The following is a 21618-nucleotide window of genomic DNA, read 5'->3' as shown; positions in this document are numbered from 1 at the left end:
GCAAATCTCCTGAAAACAATCAGCAAGGTTTTTTGTCTCCGCGACCCGAATTCGGCATCGCGTAATCCTTAGATAGGGATCGCTGATTGCATTTCAAGAGATTATTTTCTGCTTTTTTTGTAAAAAGTTTCAGGCCGCCTCTGCCACCGGCAGCCCCAGCAAACGCGAGACGTTATCCAGCTCGGTCTCACGACGCAGCACGGTGAACAGTTCCACCGCCTCGGGATAATTGCGGGTCAGCATCGCCAGCCATTGCTTCAGGCGACCCGGCGACTGGCGTGGCGTCATCTGCGCCTTGGCTTGCAGCCAGAAGTCCTGGATCAGCGGCAGCAGCTCGGCCCAGGTCATCTCGACCACCTCCTCACCGGCCCGCGCCGCGGCGATCTGCCGGGCGAGATCCGGACGCGAAACCAGGCCGCGACCGAGCATGATGTCTTCCACGCCGCTGATCTCGCGGCAGCGCCGCCAGTCTTCGACGCTCCAGATGTCGCCGTTGGCGAACACCGGCACCTTGACCACGTCCTGCACGCGAGGGATCCACTCCCAGTGCGCTGGCGGCTTGTAGCCGTCGACCTTGGTCCGCGCATGCACCACGATGTGCTCGGCGCCGCCTTCGGCCAGGGCCGTGGCACATACCAGCGAACCGTCCGGGCTGTCGAAGCCCAGGCGCATCTTGGCGGTGACTGGAATGTGCGCGGGGACGGCACGACGGACGTGCTCGACGATCTGGTTGAGCAGCTCGGGCTCCTTGAGCAATACCGCGCCACCACGGGATTTGTTGACGGTCTTGGCCGGGCAACCGAAGTTCAGGTCGATCACTTCGGAACCCAGCTCGCAGGCCAGCGCGGCATTTTCCGCCAGGCACACGGGGTCGGAACCGAGCAGTTGCACACGCAGCGGCACACCGGAGGCCGTCCGGGCACCGTTGAGCAACTCCGGGCCGAACTTGTGGAAATAGGCAGGTGTCAGCAACTGGTCGTTGACCCGAATGAACTCGGTCACGCACCAGTCAATACCACCCACGCGGGTCAGCACATCGCGCAGGATGTCGTCGACCAACCCCTCCATGGGCGCCAAAGCAATTTGCATGAAAAACACACTCGAGGAAAAACGTGCGGCAGTTTACTGGGTTCAGAGAAAATCTGCAGAACATCGCAGATCCATTGTGGGAGCGAGCAAGTCGGACCGCCGCACCGCCGCTCCCACAGAAAGTCAGGGTTGTACCAACTCCTGCGCCCGGATCGCCGGGCCATAGCCCTCGATGAATTCAGTCGGCATGCGCTTGGGTTTGCCGGTGGACAGTTCGATGCAGACAAACGTGGTCTGCGCGCGCAATAACGTGGTGTTGTCGCTGGGGCGGATCAACTGGAAGTGCCGGGTCATTTTCAGGCGCTGATCCCAATCGACGATCCAGGTCGCCAATTGCAACTCATCGTCCTCATAGGCTGCCGCCAGGTAATCGATCTCGTGTCGCACCACCGCCATGGCCCGGTCCAGCCGCCGATATTCGACCAGGTCCAGGCCAAGGCGCTGGGAGTGGCGCCAGGCACAGCGTTCGAGCCAGGTCACGTAGACCGCGTTGTTCGCATGCCCCAACCCGTCAATGTCCTCGGCGCTCACTTGCAGATCAATGATGAACGGCGTTTCCCGATCCCAGCCCATGCCCGACTCCCTGGTCAGATAATTTCGACCGGGGCAGTGTAACGGAAGCTCAGGCGGATTGGCGCGATTGCAGACTGCGCCCGGCCAGCAGTGATAACACGCCATCAATCACCTGCGGGTCAGCCAACACTCGCTGATGACCACCGTCCTTCAAACGCAACAAGCGACTGTCGAACCAGGCTTCGTGAATCAGCTGGGATTCCTTCACCAGGACGAAGTTGTCGTCTTCGGCGTGGACAATCAGGCCAGGCATGTCGAGTTGATAGTGCGCGACATCCAGCATCGCGGCTCGCATGCCAACGTCTTGCTCGACCTGGCGAATGAACGCCGAGCGGGCCTTCGGTGGCAGCCCGACATAGCGGGCAAAGCCACGCAACACGCCGAGAATTCGCGCCGGAGCGGCAATGGTGACCAGGGTTTCGGTGCGCAAGCCCAACTGGACCGCGAGCATCGCACTGGCGCCGCCCATGGAGTGGCCGATGACCGCTTGCAGGGGGGGCAGTTCGGCGGCCGCTTCAAGCATGGCGCGGGCGAACAGCACCACATTCGCTTCGCTGCCCGGCGAGCGACCGTGGGCCGGACCATCGAGAGCCACGACCGAGTAACCGGCATCGACCAGCGCGGTGATGAGGCTGGCAAACTGCGTGGGCCGCCCTTCCCAACCATGCATCAGCAAGACTGCCGGGCCCTGGCCCCAGCGCAAGGCCGAGAGGCCGAAACGCAGGGTGATTCGCTCGGACCTGGCCAACAGTGGCAGCTCCCAGTCACGCAGCGGCAGATCCCGTGGCGTCATGAACGCCTGTCGCATTTTGCTTGCGACCAGTTTCGGGGCAAACCAGCCCAAGGTGCCATTAACGCCACGAACCCACTTTAACGCGCTCATCGCATTCTCCTCAGGCCGCAGCCTTCAGGTCAGCGCACTGCCGATTTGGCGGCGCGCAGTAATCGATCGGACAACTCTCCCGGCCCCAGCGCTCGCGCCAGAGCCAGCCCACCCACCATCAAGGCCATGTCGGCCAGGGCTTTTTCGGTTTCTTCGGGGCTGGCCGCCAACTGCGCGACCATCAGCTCCACATGCTCATTGAGCGCAACACGAAATGCTTCCGGCAACCGCCCCAGTTCGCCGACCGATGCCGGGATCGGACAGGCCGATTCGGAGGAATCACGGTGCTTGCGCGACAAATAAAACGCCGCCACCAGCGCCCGGCGCTCTTCACCCGTCAACTCCGAGTCCATGTCGGCAATCAGGTCACGGCGGTGACCGAGCAATTGCCTGAACGCCTCGAGCATCATCGCGTCCTTGCTTTCGAAGTGGGCGTAGAAGCCGCCGACCGTCAGGCCCGCCGCGCCCATCACTTCGCCCACGCTTGGCTCGGCCGGGCCGCGCTGAATCAGCGCTGCGCTGGCAGCCTTGAGGATGCGCTCGCGGGTTTGAGCTTTTTTATCGTTCATCGTTGCCTCCGAATATTACGATTGAAATATTATTCTCATAATAAATTTTAGCAAGTCATGGGTGTGACCGCTGGTCTGAAGAACAGTTTTTTTGGGAAAAGGAGGAATTTGGCCAAACGCCAGACAAACAAAAGGGCCATTCAATAATTGAATGACCCTTATAAAATCCCGCAGAGCGGGTAATCGTGGCGTCCCCTAGGGGACTCGAACCCCTGTTACCGCCGTGAAAGGGCGGTGTCCTAGGCCACTAGACGAAGGGGACACAAACCCTTCTATACAACTGATCAGTGCTGAGTGCTGATCGATTCAAGGCCGGTGTGGCCAGACCTTGAACTGTAAAATTGGTGGAGCTAAGCGGGATCGAACCGCTGACCTCCTGCATGCCATGCAGGCGCTCTCCCAGCTGAGCTATAGCCCCGGATTTTTCGCCTCGCGGCGGGGCGACATCTTGCAACATCGCTTCTGTAAAACTGGCGTCCCCTAGGGGACTCGAACCCCTGTTACCGCCGTGAAAGGGCGGTGTCCTAGGCCACTAGACGAAGGGGACGCAAACCCTTCTATACAACTGATCAACGCTGAGTGTTGATCGCTTCAAGGCCGGTGTGGCCAGGCCTCGAAGTGTAAATTGGTGGAGCTAGACGGGATCGAACCGTCGACCTCTTGCATGCCATGCAAGCGCTCTCCCAGCTGAGCTATAGCCCCTCATCGTTGATGTCATCGCTGAGGACGGGGCGAATCTTAAGGGCGTATCGAAAGCCTGTCAAACTTATTTTTCAAAAAAATTAAAATTTTTTGCCGACATAACAACCACTTACCGCCCTCCCCCCGGAAATCCGGGGTTTGGGGAAAGAGCGCAGGCCCGTAGGAGCTGGCGAAGCCTGCGATCTTTTCGGAGCAACCAGAAAGCAAGATCAAAAGATCGCAGCCTTCGGCAGCTCCTGCACAAGGTCAAATGCGCTTAGGCGATGGCGCCCAGCAGCTTTTCCCATTCCTTGTTTTCTTTCTTCGACACGCCGCCCAGCAGGTCAATGGCCTGGCGCAGACGGAAACGGGTCAGGTCCGGCCCGAGGATTTCCATCGCATCGAGCACCGACACAGAGCTGGCCTGGCCGGTGATCGCAGCGAACATCAGCGGCATGGCGTCACGCAGCTTCAGCTCCAGGGATTCGACCACCGCCTGAATGGTCGCGGTGATGCTGTCCTTCTCCCACTGACGCAGGCTTTCGAGCTTCCACAGGATCAACTGCATCAACTGCCGAACCTGATCGCCCGACAGTTTCTTGGATTCGAACAGCTTGGCATCGGGGTTCACGCCACCGGCAAAGAAGAACCCGGCCAGCGGTGCCACCTGGCTGAAGGTTTCGACCCGGCCCTGCACGTGCGGTGCGATCTTCATCATGTATTCGGAGTTGAACGCCCACTTCTGCACGCGCGCGGCGAACTCTTCCACCGGCAGGTCACGCAGCCACTGGCCGTTGAGCCACGACAGTTTCTCGATATCGAAGATCGGCCCGCCGAGGGACACACGCTTGAGGTCGAAGTTGTCGACCATTTCCTGCAACGAGAACTTCTCGCGTTCGTCCGGCATCGACCAGCCCATGCGGCCCAGGTAGTTGAGCATCGCTTCGGGCATGAAGCCCATGCGCTCGTAGAAGGTCACCGAGGTCGGGTTCTTGCGCTTGGACAGCTTGCTCTTGTCCGGGTTACGCAGCAGCGGCATGTAGCACAGCTCCGGTTGTTCCCAGCCGAAGTACTCGTACAGCAGGATCAGCTTCGGTGCCGATGGCAACCACTCTTCGCCACGCAATACGTGGGTGATGCCCATCAGGTGGTCGTCGACCACGTTGGCCAGGAAGTACGTCGGCAGGCCGTCGGTCTTCATCAGAACTTGCATGTCCATGCGGTCCCACGGGATTTCAACGTCGCCACGCAGCATGTCCGGCACCACGCAGACGCCTTCGCTCGGTACTTTCATGCGGATAACGTGGGGCTCGCCAGCGGCCAGGCGACGGTCGACTTCTTCCTTGGACAGCAGCAGCGCGCGGCCGTCGTAACGCGGGGTTTCACCGCGAGCCATCTGCTCGGCGCGCATCTGGTCCAGCTCTTCGGCGGTGCAGAAGCACGGGAAAGCATGACCGAGTTCTACAAGCTGCTGGCAATACTTCTGGTAAATGTCGCCGCGCTCGCTTTGACGGTACGGACCGTGCGGGCCGCCGACATCCGGGCCTTCGCTCCAGTCGATGCCCAGCCAGCGCAAGGCGTCGAAAATCTGCTGTTCGGACTCGCGGGTCGAACGCAACTGGTCAGTGTCTTCGATCCGCAGGATGAACTCACCGCCGTGTTGCTTGGCAAAGCAATAGTTGAACAAGGCGATGTAGGCGGTACCTACGTGGGGATCCCCGGTAGGCGATGGCGCGATGCGAGTGCGGACGGTGGTCATGGCATGTCTCGAAAAGAATAAAAGCGAAGTTCAAACAAGGCGCGAATGGTAACAGGCGACACCCGCCCGGCTCCAGTGAACAGGGCATTTAAGCCAAGGTTGCGTCTGTAACGCCCGTATAGGGAGGTGAATGGCCGAATATCAGCCGATGGCATTTACCGCTTATCGGCTGTATGCCAGATTTGCCTGCTGATAACTTCTCTTACAATTTCTCGACTACAGTTTGCCCCATGCCTGCCCAACTCAAGCGTCGCCTCTTCTCGTTCCTGCTGATTGTCCTGTTGATTGCCGGGGGCCTGTTTGCCCATTGGCTGTTCAAGGGGCGCTTTTATGAAAGCACCGACAACGCTTATGTCCAGGGCGAGATCACCCGCGTGTCGAGCCAATTGGGCGCGCGTATCGATAAGGTGCTGGTGCAGGACAACCAGCATGTCGAGAAAGGCCAGTTGCTGGTCAAACTCGAAGGCGACGACTTCCGCCTCGCGGTCGACCGCGCCAATGCCGCCCTGGCCACCCGCGAGGCCGAGCGCCTGCAAGCCCAGAGCAAACTGACCCAGCAGGCCAGCCTGATTGCCGCCAGCGAAGCGCAAGTCGCGTCCAGCCAGGCCAGCCTGGGTCGCTCGCAAATCGACCTGACCCGCGCCGAGACCTTGCGCAAACCAGGCTTTATTTCGGAAGAACGGGTGACCACCCTCTCCGCCGACAACCACATCGCCCGCTCGCAAGTGGCCAAGGCCCAGGCCGACGCGCAAGGCCAGCGCCAGCAGGTCAATGCACTGAATGCGGAAATCAAACGCCTCGACGCGCAGATCGCCAACGCCAGAACCGACCTGGCCCAGGCCGAACTGAACCTGACCCGCAGCGAAATCCACGCGCCCATCAGCGGCCTGATCGGTCAGCGTGCAGCCCGCGAAGGCCAATACGTGCAGGCCGGCGCTTACCTGTTGTCGATCGTGCCGGACGAAGACATCTGGATTCAGGCCAATTTCAAGGAAACCCAGATTGGCCACATGCAACCCGGCCAGGAAGCCGAACTGACCTTCGACGCCTACAGCGACACCCCGATCAAAGCCCGGGTCGACAGCCTGTTCGCCGCCTCGGGTGCGCAGTTCAGCCTGTTGCCACCGGACAATGCCACGGGCAACTTCACCAAAGTCGTACAACGGATTCCGGTAAAACTGACCTTCGCCGCGGACAATCCGCTGCGCGGCAAGATCCGCCCAGGCATGTCGGTCACCGCCAAGGTGAACATCAAGGACACCCCTGAAGAAGTCACCCCCAAAGTGAGCCACAAAGACGCCCCTGACGATGGCCGGTGATCAACTGATCCGCCCGGTCGGCGAACCGACCCGGCGGGACTGGATTGCAGTGATGAGCGTGATGCTCGGTGCGTTCATGGCGGTGCTGGACATCCAGATCACCAATTCCTCGCTCAAGGACATCCAGGGTGCGCTGTCGGCGACCCTGGAAGAAGGTTCGTGGATTTCCACCTCGTACCTGGTGGCGGAAATCATCATGATCCCGCTCACCGCCTGGCTCGTGCAGTTGCTGTCGGCGCGACGCCTGGCGGTGTGGGTGTCCCTCGGGTTCCTGGTCGCATCCCTGCTCTGCTCCATGGCGTGGAGCCTGGAAAGCATGATCGTGTTCCGCGCCCTGCAAGGCTTTACCGGTGGCGCGCTGATTCCGCTGGCGTTCACCCTGACCCTGATCAAGCTCCCGGAACACCACCGCGCCAAAGGCATGGCCATGTTCGCCATGACCGCCACATTCGCGCCCTCCATCGGCCCGACCCTCGGCGGCTGGCTGACGGAAAACTGGGGCTGGGAATACATCTTCTACATCAACATCCCGCCCGGCCTGATCATGATCGCCGGCCTGATGTACGGCCTGGAGAAGAAAGAAGCCCACTGGGAATTGCTCAAAAGCACCGACTACGCCGGCATTCTCACCCTCGGCGTCGGGCTCGGTTGCTTGCAGGTGTTCCTGGAAGAAGGCCATCGCAAGGACTGGCTGGAATCGAGCCTGATCGTAACCCTGGGCAGCATCGCACTGGTCAGCCTGATCAGCTTTGTGATAGTGCAGACCTCCAAACCCAATCCGCTGATCAACCTCGGCATCCTGCGCAATCGCAACTTTGGCCTATCGAGCATTTCCAGTCTCGGGATGGGGGTCGGGCTGTACGGCTCGATCTACCTGTTGCCGCTATACCTGGCGCAGATCCAGAACTACAACGCCCTGCAGATCGGTGAAGTGATCATGTGGATGGGCGTGCCGCAGCTGTTCCTGATCCCGCTGGTGCCCAAGTTGATGAAATACGTCTCGCCGAAATGGCTGTGCACCCTGGGCTTCGGGCTATTCGGTCTGGCGAGCTTCTCCTCGGGCGTGCTGAACCCGGACTTTGCCGGGCCGCAGTTCAATCAGATCCAGATCATCCGTGCCCTGGGGCAGCCGCTGATCATGGTCACTATTTCGTTGATCGCCACGGCGTACATTCTTCCGCAAGACGCGGGGTCGGCCTCGAGCCTGTTCAACATCCTGCGCAACCTCGGCGGCGCCATCGGCATCGCCCTGCTCGCCACCCTGCTGGATGCGCGGACCAAGGTTTACTTTGACTACCTGCGTGAATCCATCGTGCCGGGTAATCCGCAGGTGGCTGAACGGATTGCCTCGCTGGCTGACCGGCTGGGCAACGAAACGGCAGCCCTGGGCAAACTCAGCGAGATCGCCCACCAACAGGCGTCGATCATGGCCTATAACGATGCGTTTCACTTTGTCGGGATTGCGCTGGGGATCAGCATGGTGGCGGTGTTGCTGACCAGGAAATTGCCGGAAGGGTTGAAGGCGGGTGAGGCTCATTGACTCACCGCAAATTACCGTAGGAGCTGCCGAAGGCTGCGATCTTTAGATTGTTCCTTTCAAAACAAGATCAAAAGATCGCAGCCTTCGGCAGCTCCTACAGAATTTGTGTCAGACCGTCAGAAGTCTTTCGCGCAACTTGGCAATCTCGTCGCGCATCTGCGCCGCCGCTTCGAATTCCAGGTCGCGGGCGAGTTGGTACATCTTCTCTTCCAGGGCCTTGATACGCTTGGCGATCTCGCCCGGCGAGCGCAATTCGGCCTCGTACCGGGCGTTTTCCTCGGCAGCCTTGGCCATGCCCTTGCGCTTCTTGCTACGTGAACCGGGTACGGTGGCGCCTTCCATGATGTCGGCGACGTCCTTGAACACGCCTTTGGGGGTGATGCCATTGGCCAGGTTGAAGGCGATCTGCTTGTCGCGACGGCGCTCGGTTTCGCCGATCGCGCGCTCCATGGAGCCGGTGATCCGGTCGGCATACAGAATCGCCCGGCCATTGAGGTTACGCGCCGCCCGGCCGATGGTCTGGATCAGCGAGCGCTCGGAACGCAGGAAGCCTTCCTTGTCGGCATCGAGGATCGCCACCAGCGAGACTTCCGGCATGTCCAGGCCTTCGCGCAGCAGGTTGATGCCCACCAGCACATCGAAGGTGCCAAGGCGCAAATCGCGGATGATCTCGACCCGTTCCACGGTGTCGATGTCCGAGTGCAGGTAACGCACGCGCACGCCGTGGTCGGCCAGGTAATCGGTCAAATCCTCGGCCATGCGCTTGGTCAGCGTGGTGACGAGCACCCGCTCTTCCAGAGCGACGCGCTTGCTGATTTCCGACAGCAAGTCGTCGACCTGGGTCAGTGCCGGGCGAATCTCGATTTGTGGGTCCACCAGCCCGGTCGGGCGCACCACCATGTCAATGACGCGGCCAGCGTGTTCGGCTTCGTAGTTGCCCGGGGTCGCCGAGACGAAAATCGTCTGTGGGCTGATGCGTTCCCACTCATCGAAACGCATCGGCCGGTTGTCCAGCGCCGACGGCAGGCGGAAACCGTATTCCACCAGGGTCTCTTTACGCGAACGGTCGCCTTTGTACATCGCACCGACCTGCGGCACGCTGACGTGGGACTCGTCGATCACCAGCAAGGCATCGGCCGGCAGGTAATCGTAAAGCGTCGGTGGCGCCGCGCCGGCTTCGCGGCCGGACAGATAGCGCGAGTAGTTTTCGATGCCGTTGCAGTAACCCAGTTCGAGGATCATCTCCAGGTCGAAACGGGTGCGCTGCTCCAGACGCTGGGCTTCCACCAGTTTGTTGTTGGAGCGCAGGTATTCCAGGCGCTCCTGCAACTCGACCTTGATGCCTTCGACCGCGCCCATCAGGGTTTCCCGGGGCGTTACGTAGTGGCTCTTCGGGTAGAAGGTGAAGCGCGGCAGTTTGCGAATCACTTCGCCGGTCAGCGGGTCGAACGCCGACAGGCTTTCCACTTCATCGTCAAACAATTCGATGCGGATCGCCTCGAAATCGGATTCCGCCGGGTGGATATCGATCACATCGCCGCGCACACGGAAGGTCGCACGGGCAAAGTCCATGTCATTGCGGGTGTACTGCAGGTCGGCCAGGCGTCGCAGCAGTTCGCGCTGATCGAGCCGGTCACCGCGATCCACGTGCAACACCATCTTCAAATAGGTTTCCGGACTGCCCAGACCGTAGATGCAGGACACCGTGGTGACGATGATCGCGTCCTTGCGCTCAAGCAACGCCTTGGTCGCCGACAGACGCATCTGCTCGATGTGGTCGTTGATCGACGCATCCTTCTCGATGAAGGTGTCCGAGGACGGCACGTAGGCTTCCGGCTGGTAGTAGTCGTAGTAGGAAACGAAATATTCCACCGCGTTGTTCGGGAAGAACGCCTTGAACTCCCCGTATAACTGCGCCGCCAGGGTCTTGTTCGGCGCCAGCACCAGGGTCGGACGCTGCACCTGGGCGATCACGTTGGCGATGCTGAAGGTCTTGCCCGAGCCGGTCACACCGAGCAGCGTCTGGTGCGCCAACCCGGCCTCGATGCCCTCGACCATCAGTCGGATGGCTTCCGGCTGATCGCCGGCGGGCTCGAAACGGGTGACTAGCTGGAATTCAGACATGAAATACCTCTGGATCACTCTTGCCGGTAAACCGGCACGAACGAGAAAGACCGCAAACGACCGATGTCGCCCGAAAAAACTGGATTGTGCTCAATGTGGAGCCGATTGCCAGCGCTTTCAAGGCAAACGTCCTACATCGCGCAAAACCTTTGCCGACGCCATTCGACTACCGGTCGAGAAATAATAGGAAAAACTTACCCGAAATGCTGATTCGCCTGTCGCCAGCCATCGCCGATGGCCTCTATACTAGCTCCCCGTTTGTGCACCGCTCTAGTGCATTCGGCTGGAGCGCGACACGTCCCTCCACACTCCATTCAGAGCCGCCGCAATAATGAGCCTGTTCTCCGCTGTCGAAATGGCACCACGCGATCCAATCCTGGGCCTCAACGAAGCATTCAACGCCGATACCCGGACCAACAAAGTCAACCTGGGAGTCGGTGTTTACTGCAACGAGGAGGGGCGAATTCCACTCCTGCGCGCCGTTGTCGAAGCCGAAACCATTCGCGCCGCTCAACACGTTTCCCGTGGCTACCTGCCAATCGACGGCATCGCCGCCTACGACCAGGCTGTGCAGAAATTGCTGTTCGGCAATGACTCGCCGCTGATCGCCGCTGGCCGCGTCATCACCACCCAGGCCGTTGGTGGTACCGGCGCACTGAAAATCGGTGCCGACTTCCTCAAGCAACTGTTGCCGAACGCCGTCGTGGCGATCAGCGACCCGAGCTGGGAAAACCACCGCGCCCTGTTCGAAACCGCCGGTTTCCCGGTGCAGAACTACCGTTACTACGACGCCGCGACCCACGACGTGAACCGTACCGGCATGCTGGAAGACCTGAACGCGCTGCCAAACGGCTCGATCATTGTGCTGCACGCCTGCTGCCACAACCCGACCGGCGTGGACCTGAGCCCGGCGGACTGGAAGAACGTCCTGGAAGTCGTTAAAGCCAAAGGCCACGTGCCGTTCCTCGACATGGCCTACCAGGGCTTTGGCGATGGCATCGACGAAGACGCCGCCGCCGTGCGCCTGTTTGCTGAATCGGGCCTGACTTTCTTCGCTTCCAGCTCGTTCTCCAAGTCGTTCTCGCTGTACGGCGAGCGCGTTGGGGCCCTGTCGATCGTCAGCGAATCGAAAGAAGAAAGCGCGCGCGTGTTGTCGCAAGTCAAACGCGTGATCCGCACCAACTACTCCAACCCGCCGACCCACGGTGCCAGCGTTGTCGCTGCAGTACTGAACAGCCCGGAACTGCGCGCCCAGTGGGAAGCCGAGCTGGCCGAGATGCGCCTGCGCATTCGTGGCATGCGCACCCAGATGGTCGACCTGCTGGCACAAAAAGCGCCTCAGCGTGATTTCAGCTTCGTCGGTCGCCAGTGCGGCATGTTCTCCTACTCCGGCCTGACGGTTGAGCAAGTTCACCGCCTGCGCAACGAGTTCGGCATCTACGCCCTGGACACCGGCCGCATTTGCGTGGCCGCGCTGAACCAGAGCAACATCAAGGTTGTGACGGACGCTATCGTCCAGGTCATCTGATTACGCCTTGAAATGAAAAACGGGAAGCCATGTGGCTTCCCGTTTTTTTATTTGCTTCAGATAATTCTCAACGCAACGACGCAGCCCTCTAAACTCCACACAAGTCAAAATGTGGGAGCGGGCTTGCTCGCGAAGACGGCAGTACATTCAATACTTGTACAACCTGCCCCACCGCTTTCGCGAGCAAGCCCGCTCCCACAGGATTTGTGTACGAAGCATTCCCGAGAACTCAAATGAAAAACGATGACCTGCGCGCCGACCGCGATGACCTGGATGACCTGGATCACTTCACCCCCCGCGTCCCGACCAAACGCGGCAACAACCTGGTGATGCAAGTGGCCACCGGTGTGTTTCTTGGCGGCCTGGCCCTGTGGCTGGTGCAATTGGGGGCCACGGCGCTCTACGCCAAGCTGATGCTTGCCACGATTACTTTCGGCGGTTAAGCCAGCTCGGTCGCACGCTGTGTGGCAGCGTCGTCGTAGGCGACATACAGCGATTCCGCAACCTGGCTCTTGATCGCCTTGGTGCTTTCCAGGCCCAGGACAAAGCCTTCGGCCTTGCCGCCAGCGCGGTTCAATGCTTCAGCGGTGCCGGCCTGGATGATGGCGTCGAACAACTTTTCGGCGTGGGGGCCGACACCTTTGGGCAGGCCGATCTGAGAGATGCTCATCGGCGCACCCCGTGGTATCGAGGTGTGAGGGTCAAATGATTCATGGCGCGTACCTTTTCGGCGAATGGCCGGCAGCGCGTGTCACCACTTCCGGGTGGCCATGGTAGACCTCTGGGGCCATCCTGGTAACCGTCAATCGCCACCAAACCACCGCCCATCCCGCTGATTCGCGCCAATTGTTATTCGATGCTTGACTTCTCTTTTTGAATCAGTAAGATACGCGCCATTCCGCGATAGCTCAGTTGGTAGAGCAAGTGACTGTTAATCACTGGGTCCCTGGTTCGAGTCCAGGTCGTGGAGCCAGACAAGGTTCCAGAGAAAGCTTCCAAAATCTCTGAAACCACCGAAAAACCCGCCTTCTCAGGCGGGTTTTTTCGTTTTGGCGTTCTGTGGGATCCCGGTGGGTACCACCCGTTTTAAGGGTAGAGCTTGGTGCTCAGGTGAGTGGCGAGAGGACGGGGTGACGTCCTGTCCACCAGGCTTGCCTGCTTATTCGCTGCCTCCGTTTGACCCGTATTGTCTGGACGGATCTTGAACCAGATGGCGTACATCGCTGGCAGGAACACCAGTGTCATGATGGTTCCGACGAACGTACCTCCGATCAGCGTGTAGGCCAGCGTCCCCCAGAAGACGGAGTGTGTCAGCGGAATGAATGCCAGGATGGCCGCCAGCGCTGTCAGCAGTACCGGGCGGGCACGCTGTACCGTGGCTTCGACCACTGCGTGAAACGGGTCCAGCCCTTCTTGCGCGTTGTGATGGATTTGCCCAATCAGAATCAGCGTATTGCGCATCAAAATGCCCGAAAGGGCGATCAGGCCGACCAGAGCGTTGATACCAAACGGCTGCTGGAAGATCAGCAGTGTCGGCACCACGCCAATCAACCCCAGTGGCGAGGTGAGGAACACCATGATCATCGCCGAGATCGAACGCACCTGGACAATGATGATCAGCAGCGTCATGGCAATCATGATCGGGAATAACGGCAACATCGCTTTACCGGCCTTGCCCGACTCCTCGATTGCACCCGCCTGTTCAATCCGATATCCGCCAGGCAGCTTGTCGATGACCGGCTGTAGCTCCTTCATGATCACGCCCGAGACGTCTGGCGGCTGCAAGCCTTCGGCAATGTCGCCACGCACGGTGATGGTCGGCGTGCGGTCACGACGCCGCAGGATCGGATCTTCCATACGCACATCGACCGCTCCGACCTGAGACAACGGAATCCGCTGCCCCGCCGCACCCACCAGCGTAAAGCCTTCTATCCTGGCGGGATCGAGCCGGATATCACCCGCTGCGCGACCCACCACCTGCACCGAACGAATGTCCTCACGAACCGCGGTGATCGGTACTCCGGCCAGCAGGAACTGCAATTGCTGCGCGACTGAATTTGACGTCAACCCCACCGCCTCCAGGCGATCCTGATCCAGGGTAAAATGCAGCGTCGGCGCCAGCGGTCCCCAATCGGTGTTGACGGTTCTCATCATCGGGCTCGACTGCAACACGCCCTGTACCTGGCTCGCAATCTCGCGCAACTTTGACGGATCAGGCCCCATCACCCGGTAGGCAACAGGGAATGGCGAGTACGGACCAAACACAAGCTGAGTCACCCGGACACGCGCTTCCGGGGCAAGTCCCTCAGCCGTCGCTTCGCGGATACGGAACTTGAGGGTCTCGCGCGCTTCCTGGCTGTCCGTCAGCACCACAATCTTCGCGAACGACGGATCAGGGAGTTCCGGCGCCATCGCCAGATAGAAGCGCGGCGCGCCTTGCCCGATATAGGCCGTGACGATCTTTACCTCATCCTGCTTTTGCAGCCAGGCCTCTATCCTGGCGGTGGTCGCGCTGGTCTGCTCAATGGAGGCTCCATAAGGCATTTGCACTTCAATCAATACCTCGGGACGGTCCGAGGTCGGGAAGAACTGCTTCTTGACCAGGCTCATGCCGAGGATCGCCACGACAAACGCAGCGATGACAGTGCCGGCCACCAGCCATTTGCGAGCGATGACTCGCGTCAGAACCTGGCGGAAGCGGTTGTAGCCAGGGGTGTTGTAGATGGCCGCATGACCACCCTCGACCTTCTTGATGTTCGGCAACAGCTTCACCCCCAGGTAAGGGGTAAAAGCGACCGCAACCACCCAGGAGGCAATCAGGGCAATGCCCACGATCCAGAACATGTTGCTGGTGTACTCGCCGGCTGTCGACTGCGCGAAACCGTTTGGCATAAAGCCGATTGCCGTCACTAGCGTGCCGGAAAGCATCGGCGCGGCCGTATGACTCCAGGCGTACGCGGAGGCTTTGATGCGGTCGTAGCCCTCTTCCATTTTCACCACCATCATTTCGATAGCGATAATGGCGTCGTCCACCAGCAGTCCGAGCGCCAGAATCAACGAACCGAGGGTAATTCGATCAAAGTTCTTTCCCGTGGCCGCCATCACCACAAACACCACGGCCAACGTCAACGGCACAGCCGCGGCGACCACAACGCCTACACGCCAGCCCATACTGAGAAAGCAGACAAGCATCACCACAAGCAGCGCGACGAAAAACTTGACCATGAACTCGCCGACGGCCGAATCGATATTTACAGATTGATCGGTGACCTTGGAGAGCGTCATGCCCAGCGGCATGCCTTCATTTATCTTGACTGTCTCCGCGTCCAACGCCCTGCCGAGGTCAAGGCCGTTCCAGCCCTCACGCATCACGATCCCCAGCAACAAGGCTTCTTCACCATTATTGCGTACGAGAAAGGTTGCCGGATCTTCATACCCACGCTCGATCGTCGCCACGTCGGCGAGCTTGAGCGTGCGCCCCTGAACCGCAATGGGCGTGTCACGAATCTTTTGCACCTTATCGAAGGCGCCATCCAGCCGGAGGAAGACCTGCGGCCCATTGGTTTCGATCGAACCGGCGGGCGTGAGCACGTTTTGATTATTCAGCGCGGCAAAGATGTCCTGAGGAGAGACACCCAAGGTGGCCAACCGATCATGGGAAAAGGAAACAAAGATACGCTCGGGCTGCTCCCCAATAATGTTGACCTTCTTCACGCCGGGCACATGCAACAGTTGTTGGCGCAATGACTCTGCATCTCGCACCAACAGTCGCTGCGGCTCGCCTTTGGCTTTCAGGGCGAAAAGCGCAAATGTCACGTCCGAAAACTCGTCGTTGACCATTGGCCCAATGACACCCGCCGGCAGCTTCCTGGCCTCGTCGTCGAGTTTTTTACGCGCCTGATAGAACTCCTCCTGCACTTGCGAGGGCGGCGTACTATCGAGCAGTGACACCATCGTGAAGGCCAGGCCAGGACGGGTGTAGGTTTCCGTGCGGTCGTACCATTTCAGTTCTTGCAGGCGTTTTTCAAGTGGCTCTGCTACCTGATCCTGCATCTCCTGCGCCGTGGCGCCCGGCCATGCGGTAATGACCGTCAACTGCTTGACCGTAAACGGAGGATCTTCCGCACGCCCCAGCTGGAAGAACGCCAGGGTGCCCGCAACGGCAATCAGGAAGATCAGAAATACCGTGATGGAACGCTCACGAACGGCGATCGCGGAAAGATTGAAGCGCCCCTCGCTCATGGACGACCCCCGGCAACTTTTTCGTCGTACTGTTGAGGCAATCTCACCTCTTCACCTTCGCGCAACAGATGTGCACCTAACGCTACGATCTGCTCGCCGACTTTAAGGTCGCCCGCGACTCGCACGGTATCGTCGCTCAAACCCAGGATTTGTACAGGTCGCCAGGCCACCTTCGCCGGTGTACCGGCGATGACCCACACGCCAGTGCCTTGGCCTGGGTCATAGACAGCAGCGATCGGTACTTGCAGCCCCTGCCCTTGCGTGGCGCCTTCAGCGATCCGAAGCGTGACGGTCGAACCTATCGGTGCATTGGCCAGCGCGCCCTCAAGCACATACCGCGCCTCGAAGGTACGTGTCATTCGGTCGGCCGAGTCAGAAAGCAATCTCAGCTTCGCTGTAACAGCATCCGTGGCATTGCCATAAAGCGTCGCCTGCGCGGTGGATCCTGCTGCGGGGCGCAACGTCTCGGGCAGGTGCACGATCGCTTCGCGCTGCCCTGCCCGCGCCAATCGAACCACGGGCTGCCCCGGGCCGACAACTTGTCCGGGCTCGGCGAGCGTCTCCACCACAACGCCGTCGGAATCCGCAAACAGCACCGCATAACCAGAAGCATTACGGGCTACATCAGCCTGCGCTTGGGCGGCGCTAAGCTGCGCCTTTGCGGTATCCGCCGCGGCTTTGATCTGGTCGTAGGCCGATGCAGAAATAGCGCCTGCGGCAACCAGACTGCGGTATCGCGCCTCGTCATCTGCTGTCTGTTTGGCTCGGGCCCGAGCGGCCATGACTGACTCTTGCTGTGCTCGCGCCTGCAACCCCAGGTCGATTGGGTCAAGGCGCATGAGTGGCTGACCACGTTTAACGGTCTGACCGGTGTCAACCAGACGCTCAAGCACCTTGCCTGATACCCGAAAACCCAGATCGCCCTGGACGCGGGCAGCCACGACCCCCGTGAAAGAACGTGAGGCGTCGGAGGAACCCTGAACCGCTGCGGACCTGACCAGAGGAGCATGCGTGCGTGGATCTTCAACGGTGGATGAGTCGCCGCATGCCGTCAGGACGAGAGGTAACAAGCAAGCGGCAATGGGGAAAGGTCGAAGCCGGCGCATAGGTTCCCTTACTTGAAAATAGGACGAGTGCCCCATTCTCAGTCTAGTGACCATAAGTGTCAATGGTCACAAACCATGAAACATTCAGCGTCTCAAGCTCAACACATAAACGGAGCCACCAACGAGAAAACCCAAAATTCGCTCAAATCACCTCAATTGACAGGTTGTGACTATTGCGTAATATGGTCACAAATATCCTCTATTGAAGGAATCTCAATGCCTCCCCTCCGCCCCATCGCTCTTTTGGTCAGCGCCGGCTTATTGGCAGGTTGCGCGGTCGGTCCGGACTACCATCGTCCAGACGCTCCGCTTTCGGATCGTTACTTGGGTCAGTCTTCTGTCGAGCAGCGGCGTGGAGCGACGCCGGCCAGCCTTGTAGCCTGGTGGGAAGGCTTTGGTGATCCAGTGCTCACCGACTTCATCTCCAAGGCGCTTGAGCAGAATCTGGACCTGGCGCAGGCATCGGCGCGAGTCACACAGGCGCGGGCCGGACTAGGTGCTGCAAATGCCGCTTTACTCCCCTCAGGGAACATCAGCGCACAGGCCGCGCGCTCCTACCAGTCAATCGAGACGCCGCTCGGCCAGGTGTTGAACTCAACACCTGGCAATGATCGGTACGCAAGTTCCTACGAGGCCAACCTCGATGCCAGCTGGGAAGCAGATGTCTTTGGCGGATTGCGCCGCGGACACGAGGCTGCTCTTGCCGAGTACCAGGCTTCCCAGGCGGGCGTCGCTGCCACAAGATTGGCCATCGCCGCGCAGACCGCTGATATCTACATCACTATCCGCGGACTGCAGACCCGGCTGGACATTGCGAATAGGCAAGTCAAAACGCAGCAGGATTTGTTAGAGAAAGTCCAATTGCTCTACAGCAAGGGGCTCGCCGCCAACTATCAGGTTCGCCAGACCGAGGGGGCGCTATCGCAGGTCCAAGCAACAGTGCCGGCCCTGCAGACCGGACTGGATGCTGCGATGAATGCGCTGGATGTCATGCTCGGCACGCCGCCAGGCACTCACCGCACGCAATTGGCAAGTGCGGGGAGCATTCCGGTAGCGCCGCAGATAAAGGCAATGGGAACGCCGGCCGATTTGCTGCGCCGCAGGCCAGATCTCATTGTGGCTGAGCGCCATCTTGCAGCCTCAAACGCACGCATCGGAGAGGCGATTGCTGAGTACTACCCGAAATTCTCCCTTGGCGCATTGCTGGGTAGTGCCACGGCTGTCTCCGCAGGCAACCTTTTTACCGGCGGCGCCAGCCAGTCGGCGGGCGTATTGGGACTGCGCTGGAGACTCTTCGACTTCGGTCGCATAAACGCCCAAATCGACCAAGCCAAGGGACAGGAGACCGAAACCCTGGCCGCTTACCGTCAGTCCGTACTGCGTGCCACCGAGGATGTCGAGAACGCGCTCTCCTCACTGGTGAATCGGGAAGCTCAAGCAACCACCCTCACTGTTGGAGAGGCGTCTCTGACACAGGCTCGCCAATCGTCGTTCATTGCCTATGAGAAAGGCACGGCCAGCCTGATCGATGTCCTGCACGCTGACGAGACGTTGCTGCAGGCTTCTGATGCCCGAGCTCAAGCACGAACGGAATCGGCACGAGCGGCGGTTGCGGCATTCAAGTCGCTAGGTGGTGGCTGGCAACCTCCTGAAGCCCAGCCTGTTGCGACACGATGACCTGATAGGAGCGAAGTGACCAACTCAATAAATAATCACAAAACAGATAAATAAAATGCCCTTCGATGGATGGGAAGAAGGGCAAAGTTAAAAGCCGTTTTGATGATCTGGTGCTTACCCGGGTATGTCGTAAACCTTTAGCCGAAGGTCAAGGCATGAGGCTACGCAAGATGAGATTGGAGGTGAGCGTGGGCGCCTCCTCGACGAAATCGAGGTTGTACTGCAGCAGTAAAGGGTTGACGAATGGTCGCAGCGCGAGATGTATCGCTTCTACTGTCTCATCCAGCGGAGTCTTGCGTTCAAATTCGCCAATCTCTCGCCCCTCTCGCACGATTTGCGCCACGAAGCGTTTGATCTGCGCGTCATAAGCCTGCGTACTGGGCCAGCTTTCCGACGCCGCGAACGCTGCAATGTCATACAGTTTTCGGTCGTTGAAGAACAGATTCACACCTGTGGCGATCACCGTCTTGACCAAGCGTCGAAAGCGCTCCGTCGGCGACAGGTCTTCTACATTGATTGCCTGCTCCACAGCCGCGACGATTTCTGCCAGACAATTTGCGCAGATGGCTTCACCGATCGCCTGCTTGGAATCAAAAAATTTGTAGATGTAGGCCTTTGAAAACCCGATGGCCTTAGCCAGGTCGGAAACCGTGGTTTTGCCGTAGCCGTACTGACTGAAATGTTCATTGGCCGCTGCGACAATCTGGTCTCGAATGTCGTGATCGGCCGGGCCACGGAGGCTAGGCGAAGAGGAAGATTTTGATGGCTGATTCATGAGTACAGCTTACTCACCCTATCAAAGACTGACAACTTGTGACCGATTAGTTTTATAGTCACAAACCGACAGCAAAAAGCCGATCTGTCTATTCAACAGATCGGCCCTTTCAGTCGCCGTGAGCGTCAGACATGCTCACTGCTTTTCACGTGCGCCGCCCGTGGCTCGCCATGCTCGTGGCCCACCTCAACCACCGGAATCTCCTTGCCGTCGCAATCGTGCAGTTTACCGTCGCTGAAGTAGTCCCCTTCACGCAACGCCGCCAGATCCTGATAACGCAGCACTCGCTCGGTACCGGCCGCAAACACCGATTGCTGGTCGGAGTTACCGGCGGTGAGGTGGTTGAAGGTCAGGTTCAGCACGATGGCCATGATCGCCGACGAACTGATGCCCGAATGGAAAATGGTTGCGAACCAGCTCGGGAATTGATCGTAGAAGCTCGGTGCCGCGATCGGGATCATGCCGAAGCCGATCGAGGTGGCAACGATGATCAGGTTGACGTTGTTGCGGTAGTCGACCTTGGACAAGGTCCGAATGCCGCTGGCCGCGACGGTGCCGAACAGCACGATGCCGGCGCCACCCAGTACGGAGGTCGGTACGGCGGCGATGACCCGGCCCATGAACGGCAGCAGGCCGAGGAGCACCAGGAACAGACCGCCAGTGGCCACCACGTAGCGGCTCTTGATGCCGGTGACCGCCACCAGGCCGACGTTCTGGGCGAAGGCGCTCTGGGTGAAGGAACCGAAGATCGGCGCGAACATGCTCGACAGCATGTCGGCGCGCAGGCCGTTGCCCAGGCGCTTGGAGTCAACCTTGGTGCCGATGATTTCGCCGACGGCAAGAATGTCCGCCGAGGTCTCCACCAGCGTCACCATCACCACGATGCACATCGACAGGATCGCAGCGAAGTGGAAGGTCGGCATGCCGAAGTGGAACGGCGTCGGGAAGCCGAACATCGGGCCCTGGGTCACGGAGGAGAAATCCGCCATACCGAGGAACACCGCGATCACCGTACCGACGACCATGGCCAGCAGAATCGACAGGCGGGAGATGGTCGCGCTGCCGATTTTGCTCAGCAACAGCACCAGCACCAGCGTTACCGCCGCCAGACCGATGTTCGCCATGCTGCCGAAGTCCGGCGCATGGCTGTTGCCGCCCATTGCCCAGCGCGCGGCTACCGGCATCAGCGTCAGGCCGATGGTGGTAATCACGATGCCGGTCACCAGCGGCGGGAAGAACTTGGTGATACGCGAGAACACCGGGGTTATCAGTAACCCGATCAGGGACGCCGCTATCACCGCCCCCAGCACCGATTGAAACCCGCCCTCCCCGCCACTGCTGACAATCGCCACCATGGTCGCGACGCCAGAGAAAGATACGCCCTGCACCAGCGGCAATTGACAACCAAAAAACGGTAGACCCAGGGTTTGCAGCAGCGTTGCCAGCCCCCCCGCAAACAATGAAGCAGCAATCAACAAACCGATGTCCGCTGGCGAGAGCCCGGCCGCCTGGCCGATGATCAATGGCACAGCGACGATACCGCCATACATGGTCAGAACATGTTGCAGGCCATAAGCCATATTCGCGCCGATCCCTAGGTTTTCGTCCTCGGGCCGTTGGTGTGAAACATGGGGCGTTTTCATGGTAGGGGGTTCCCTGGTTTTTGTTATGCGCACACTGTATGCAAGACATAGGACAAATGTCTATAGAGTTGTATACAACTTGTCGGTCACAAAATGGATACTTGTCCATT

Annotated in this window: 16 protein-coding genes and 5 tRNA genes; 6 read left to right on the top strand and 15 right to left on the bottom strand. The window is 59.6% G+C overall.

The genetic code is table 11. The features are described from left to right. Window positions 1-129: 129 nt before the first annotated feature. From ACM6G4_RS23775 to gltX, 9 genes are all read right to left on the bottom strand, one after another. A complete protein-coding gene (locus ACM6G4_RS23775) occupies window positions 130-1089 on the bottom strand; it encodes a tRNA dihydrouridine synthase (protein ID WP_008050845.1) in 960 nt (319 codons plus the stop codon). Window positions 1090-1212: 123 nt separating this feature from the next. After that, window positions 1213-1662 carry an acyl-CoA thioesterase gene (locus ACM6G4_RS23770; RefSeq protein WP_056722156.1) on the bottom strand — a complete coding sequence of 150 codons (450 nt, stop codon included), beginning with the start codon at window positions 1660-1662 and terminating at the stop codon, window positions 1213-1215. 49 nt (window positions 1663-1711) lie between these two features. Next, window positions 1712-2545 (bottom strand): alpha/beta fold hydrolase, encoded by an 834-nt coding sequence (locus ACM6G4_RS23765; protein WP_056722154.1) that lies wholly within the window; start codon window positions 2543-2545, stop codon window positions 1712-1714. A gap of 29 nt (window positions 2546-2574) precedes the next feature. Further along, the gene (locus ACM6G4_RS23760) at window positions 2575-3114 is read right to left on the bottom strand and encodes a TetR/AcrR family transcriptional regulator (protein WP_056722152.1); all 540 of its coding nucleotides are present in this window, start codon (window positions 3112-3114) and stop codon (window positions 2575-2577) included. 186 nt (window positions 3115-3300) lie between these two features. Then, window positions 3301-3376 (bottom strand) — tRNA-Glu (locus ACM6G4_RS23755). An 80-nt stretch (window positions 3377-3456) separates the two neighbouring features. Next, window positions 3457-3532: transfer RNA gene (locus tag ACM6G4_RS23750), tRNA-Ala, on the bottom strand. A gap of 53 nt (window positions 3533-3585) precedes the next feature. After that, a tRNA-Glu gene (locus tag ACM6G4_RS23745) sits at window positions 3586-3661 on the bottom strand. A 79-nt stretch (window positions 3662-3740) separates the two neighbouring features. Then, a tRNA-Ala gene (locus ACM6G4_RS23740) sits at window positions 3741-3816 on the bottom strand. Between the two features lie 256 nt (window positions 3817-4072). Beyond that, the gene (gene gltX / locus ACM6G4_RS23735; RefSeq protein WP_056722150.1) at window positions 4073-5554 is read right to left on the bottom strand and encodes a glutamate--tRNA ligase; all 1482 of its coding nucleotides are present in this window, start codon (window positions 5552-5554) and stop codon (window positions 4073-4075) included. A 230-nt stretch (window positions 5555-5784) separates the two neighbouring features. On the opposite strand from gltX, the gene ACM6G4_RS23730 reads away from it, so the two are divergent. Together ACM6G4_RS23730 and ACM6G4_RS23725 are read left to right on the top strand one after the other, a co-directional pair. Then, complete coding sequence (locus tag ACM6G4_RS23730; protein ID WP_056722149.1) at window positions 5785-6873, top strand: HlyD family secretion protein; 1089 nt, start codon at window positions 5785-5787, stop codon at window positions 6871-6873. 49 nt (window positions 6874-6922) lie between these two features. Beyond that, window positions 6923-8413, top strand: coding sequence for an MDR family MFS transporter (locus ACM6G4_RS23725; protein ID WP_409079157.1), 1491 nt, complete (start codon window positions 6923-6925; stop codon window positions 8411-8413). 108 nt (window positions 8414-8521) lie between these two features. Here the strand turns inward: ACM6G4_RS23725 and uvrB are convergent, their stop codons facing one another. After that, a complete protein-coding gene (gene uvrB, locus ACM6G4_RS23720; protein ID WP_056722145.1) occupies window positions 8522-10537 on the bottom strand; it encodes an excinuclease ABC subunit UvrB in 2016 nt (671 codons plus the stop codon). Between the two features lie 331 nt (window positions 10538-10868). Here uvrB and ACM6G4_RS23715 point away from each other — a divergent pair, with 331 nt between their 5' ends. Beyond that, window positions 10869-12065, top strand: coding sequence for an amino acid aminotransferase (locus ACM6G4_RS23715; RefSeq protein WP_008050829.1), 1197 nt, complete (start codon window positions 10869-10871; stop codon window positions 12063-12065). Between the two features lie 233 nt (window positions 12066-12298). After that, complete coding sequence (locus tag ACM6G4_RS23710; protein WP_414914739.1) at window positions 12299-12508, top strand: hypothetical protein; 210 nt, start codon at window positions 12299-12301, stop codon at window positions 12506-12508. On the opposite strand, the gene ACM6G4_RS23705 is transcribed toward ACM6G4_RS23710, so the two are convergent. Further along, window positions 12505-12735 carry a hypothetical protein gene (locus ACM6G4_RS23705; protein ID WP_414914738.1) on the bottom strand — a complete coding sequence of 77 codons (231 nt, stop codon included), beginning with the start codon at window positions 12733-12735 and terminating at the stop codon, window positions 12505-12507. The two genes, ACM6G4_RS23710 and ACM6G4_RS23705, sit on opposite strands and share 4 nt — an antisense overlap. A gap of 227 nt (window positions 12736-12962) precedes the next feature. Here ACM6G4_RS23705 and ACM6G4_RS23700 point away from each other — a divergent pair. Then, window positions 12963-13038 (top strand) — tRNA-Asn (locus ACM6G4_RS23700). 113 nt (window positions 13039-13151) lie between these two features. Here the strand turns inward: ACM6G4_RS23700 and ACM6G4_RS23695 are convergent. Continuing rightward, on the bottom strand, window positions 13152-16307 hold the full coding sequence (locus tag ACM6G4_RS23695; RefSeq protein WP_414914737.1) for an efflux RND transporter permease subunit: 3156 nt from the start codon (window positions 16305-16307) through the stop codon (window positions 13152-13154). Next, window positions 16304-17413 (bottom strand): efflux RND transporter periplasmic adaptor subunit, encoded by a 1110-nt coding sequence (locus ACM6G4_RS23690; protein WP_414914736.1) that lies wholly within the window; start codon window positions 17411-17413, stop codon window positions 16304-16306. Before ACM6G4_RS23690 ends, ACM6G4_RS23695 begins: the two co-directional genes overlap by 4 nt. Window positions 17414-17629: 216 nt before the next feature. Here ACM6G4_RS23690 and ACM6G4_RS23685 point away from each other — a divergent pair, with 216 nt between their 5' ends. Next, the gene (locus tag ACM6G4_RS23685; protein WP_056722128.1) at window positions 17630-19090 is read left to right on the top strand and encodes an efflux transporter outer membrane subunit; all 1461 of its coding nucleotides are present in this window, start codon (window positions 17630-17632) and stop codon (window positions 19088-19090) included. A 148-nt stretch (window positions 19091-19238) separates the two neighbouring features. On the opposite strand, the gene ACM6G4_RS23680 is transcribed toward ACM6G4_RS23685, so the two are convergent. Together ACM6G4_RS23680 and ACM6G4_RS23675 are read right to left on the bottom strand one after the other, a co-directional pair. Beyond that, window positions 19239-19865, bottom strand: a complete 627-nt coding sequence (locus ACM6G4_RS23680) for a TetR/AcrR family transcriptional regulator (RefSeq protein WP_056722125.1) — start codon at window positions 19863-19865, stop codon at window positions 19239-19241. Window positions 19866-19990: 125 nt separating this feature from the next. Further along, the gene (locus tag ACM6G4_RS23675) at window positions 19991-21508 is read right to left on the bottom strand and encodes a nucleobase:cation symporter-2 family protein (protein WP_414914735.1); all 1518 of its coding nucleotides are present in this window, start codon (window positions 21506-21508) and stop codon (window positions 19991-19993) included. Between the last annotated feature and the right edge of the window lie 110 nt (window positions 21509-21618).

Source organism: Pseudomonas sp. IT-P258 (assembly GCF_949767825.1).
Classification (GTDB): domain Bacteria; phylum Pseudomonadota; class Gammaproteobacteria; order Pseudomonadales; family Pseudomonadaceae; genus Aquipseudomonas; species Aquipseudomonas monachiensis.
This window is presented reverse-complemented; position numbering and strand designations above follow the sequence as displayed.

Bases quoted from the DNA above. Each gene is read 5' to 3' on its own strand.
- ACM6G4_RS23775 (WP_008050845.1), bottom strand. From the start codon at position 1,089: ATGCAAATTGCTTTGGCGCCCATGGAGGGGTTGGTCGACGACATCCTG.
- ACM6G4_RS23770 (WP_056722156.1), bottom strand. From the start codon at position 1,662: ATGGGCTGGGATCGGGAAACGCCGTTCATCATTGATCTGCAAGTGAGC.
- ACM6G4_RS23765 (WP_056722154.1), bottom strand. From the start codon at position 2,545: ATGAGCGCGTTAAAGTGGGTTCGTGGCGTTAATGGCACCTTGGGCTGG.
- ACM6G4_RS23760 (WP_056722152.1), bottom strand. From the start codon at position 3,114: ATGAACGATAAAAAAGCTCAAACCCGCGAGCGCATCCTCAAGGCTGCC.
- gltX (WP_056722150.1), bottom strand. From the start codon at position 5,554: ATGACCACCGTCCGCACTCGCATCGCGCCATCGCCTACCGGGGATCCC.
- ACM6G4_RS23730 (WP_056722149.1), top strand. From the start codon at position 5,785: ATGCCTGCCCAACTCAAGCGTCGCCTCTTCTCGTTCCTGCTGATTGTC.
- uvrB (WP_056722145.1), bottom strand. From the start codon at position 10,537: ATGTCTGAATTCCAGCTAGTCACCCGTTTCGAGCCCGCCGGCGATCAG.
- ACM6G4_RS23715 (WP_008050829.1), top strand. From the start codon at position 10,869: ATGAGCCTGTTCTCCGCTGTCGAAATGGCACCACGCGATCCAATCCTG.
- ACM6G4_RS23710 (WP_414914739.1), top strand. From the start codon at position 12,299: ATGAAAAACGATGACCTGCGCGCCGACCGCGATGACCTGGATGACCTG.
- ACM6G4_RS23705 (WP_414914738.1), bottom strand. From the start codon at position 12,735: ATGAGCATCTCTCAGATCGGCCTGCCCAAAGGTGTCGGCCCCCACGCC.
- ACM6G4_RS23695 (WP_414914737.1), bottom strand. From the start codon at position 16,307: ATGAGCGAGGGGCGCTTCAATCTTTCCGCGATCGCCGTTCGTGAGCGT.
- ACM6G4_RS23690 (WP_414914736.1), bottom strand. From the start codon at position 17,413: ATGCGCCGGCTTCGACCTTTCCCCATTGCCGCTTGCTTGTTACCTCTC.
- ACM6G4_RS23685 (WP_056722128.1), top strand. From the start codon at position 17,630: ATGCCTCCCCTCCGCCCCATCGCTCTTTTGGTCAGCGCCGGCTTATTG.
- ACM6G4_RS23680 (WP_056722125.1), bottom strand. From the start codon at position 19,865: ATGAATCAGCCATCAAAATCTTCCTCTTCGCCTAGCCTCCGTGGCCCG.
- ACM6G4_RS23675 (WP_414914735.1), bottom strand. From the start codon at position 21,508: ATGAAAACGCCCCATGTTTCACACCAACGGCCCGAGGACGAAAACCTA.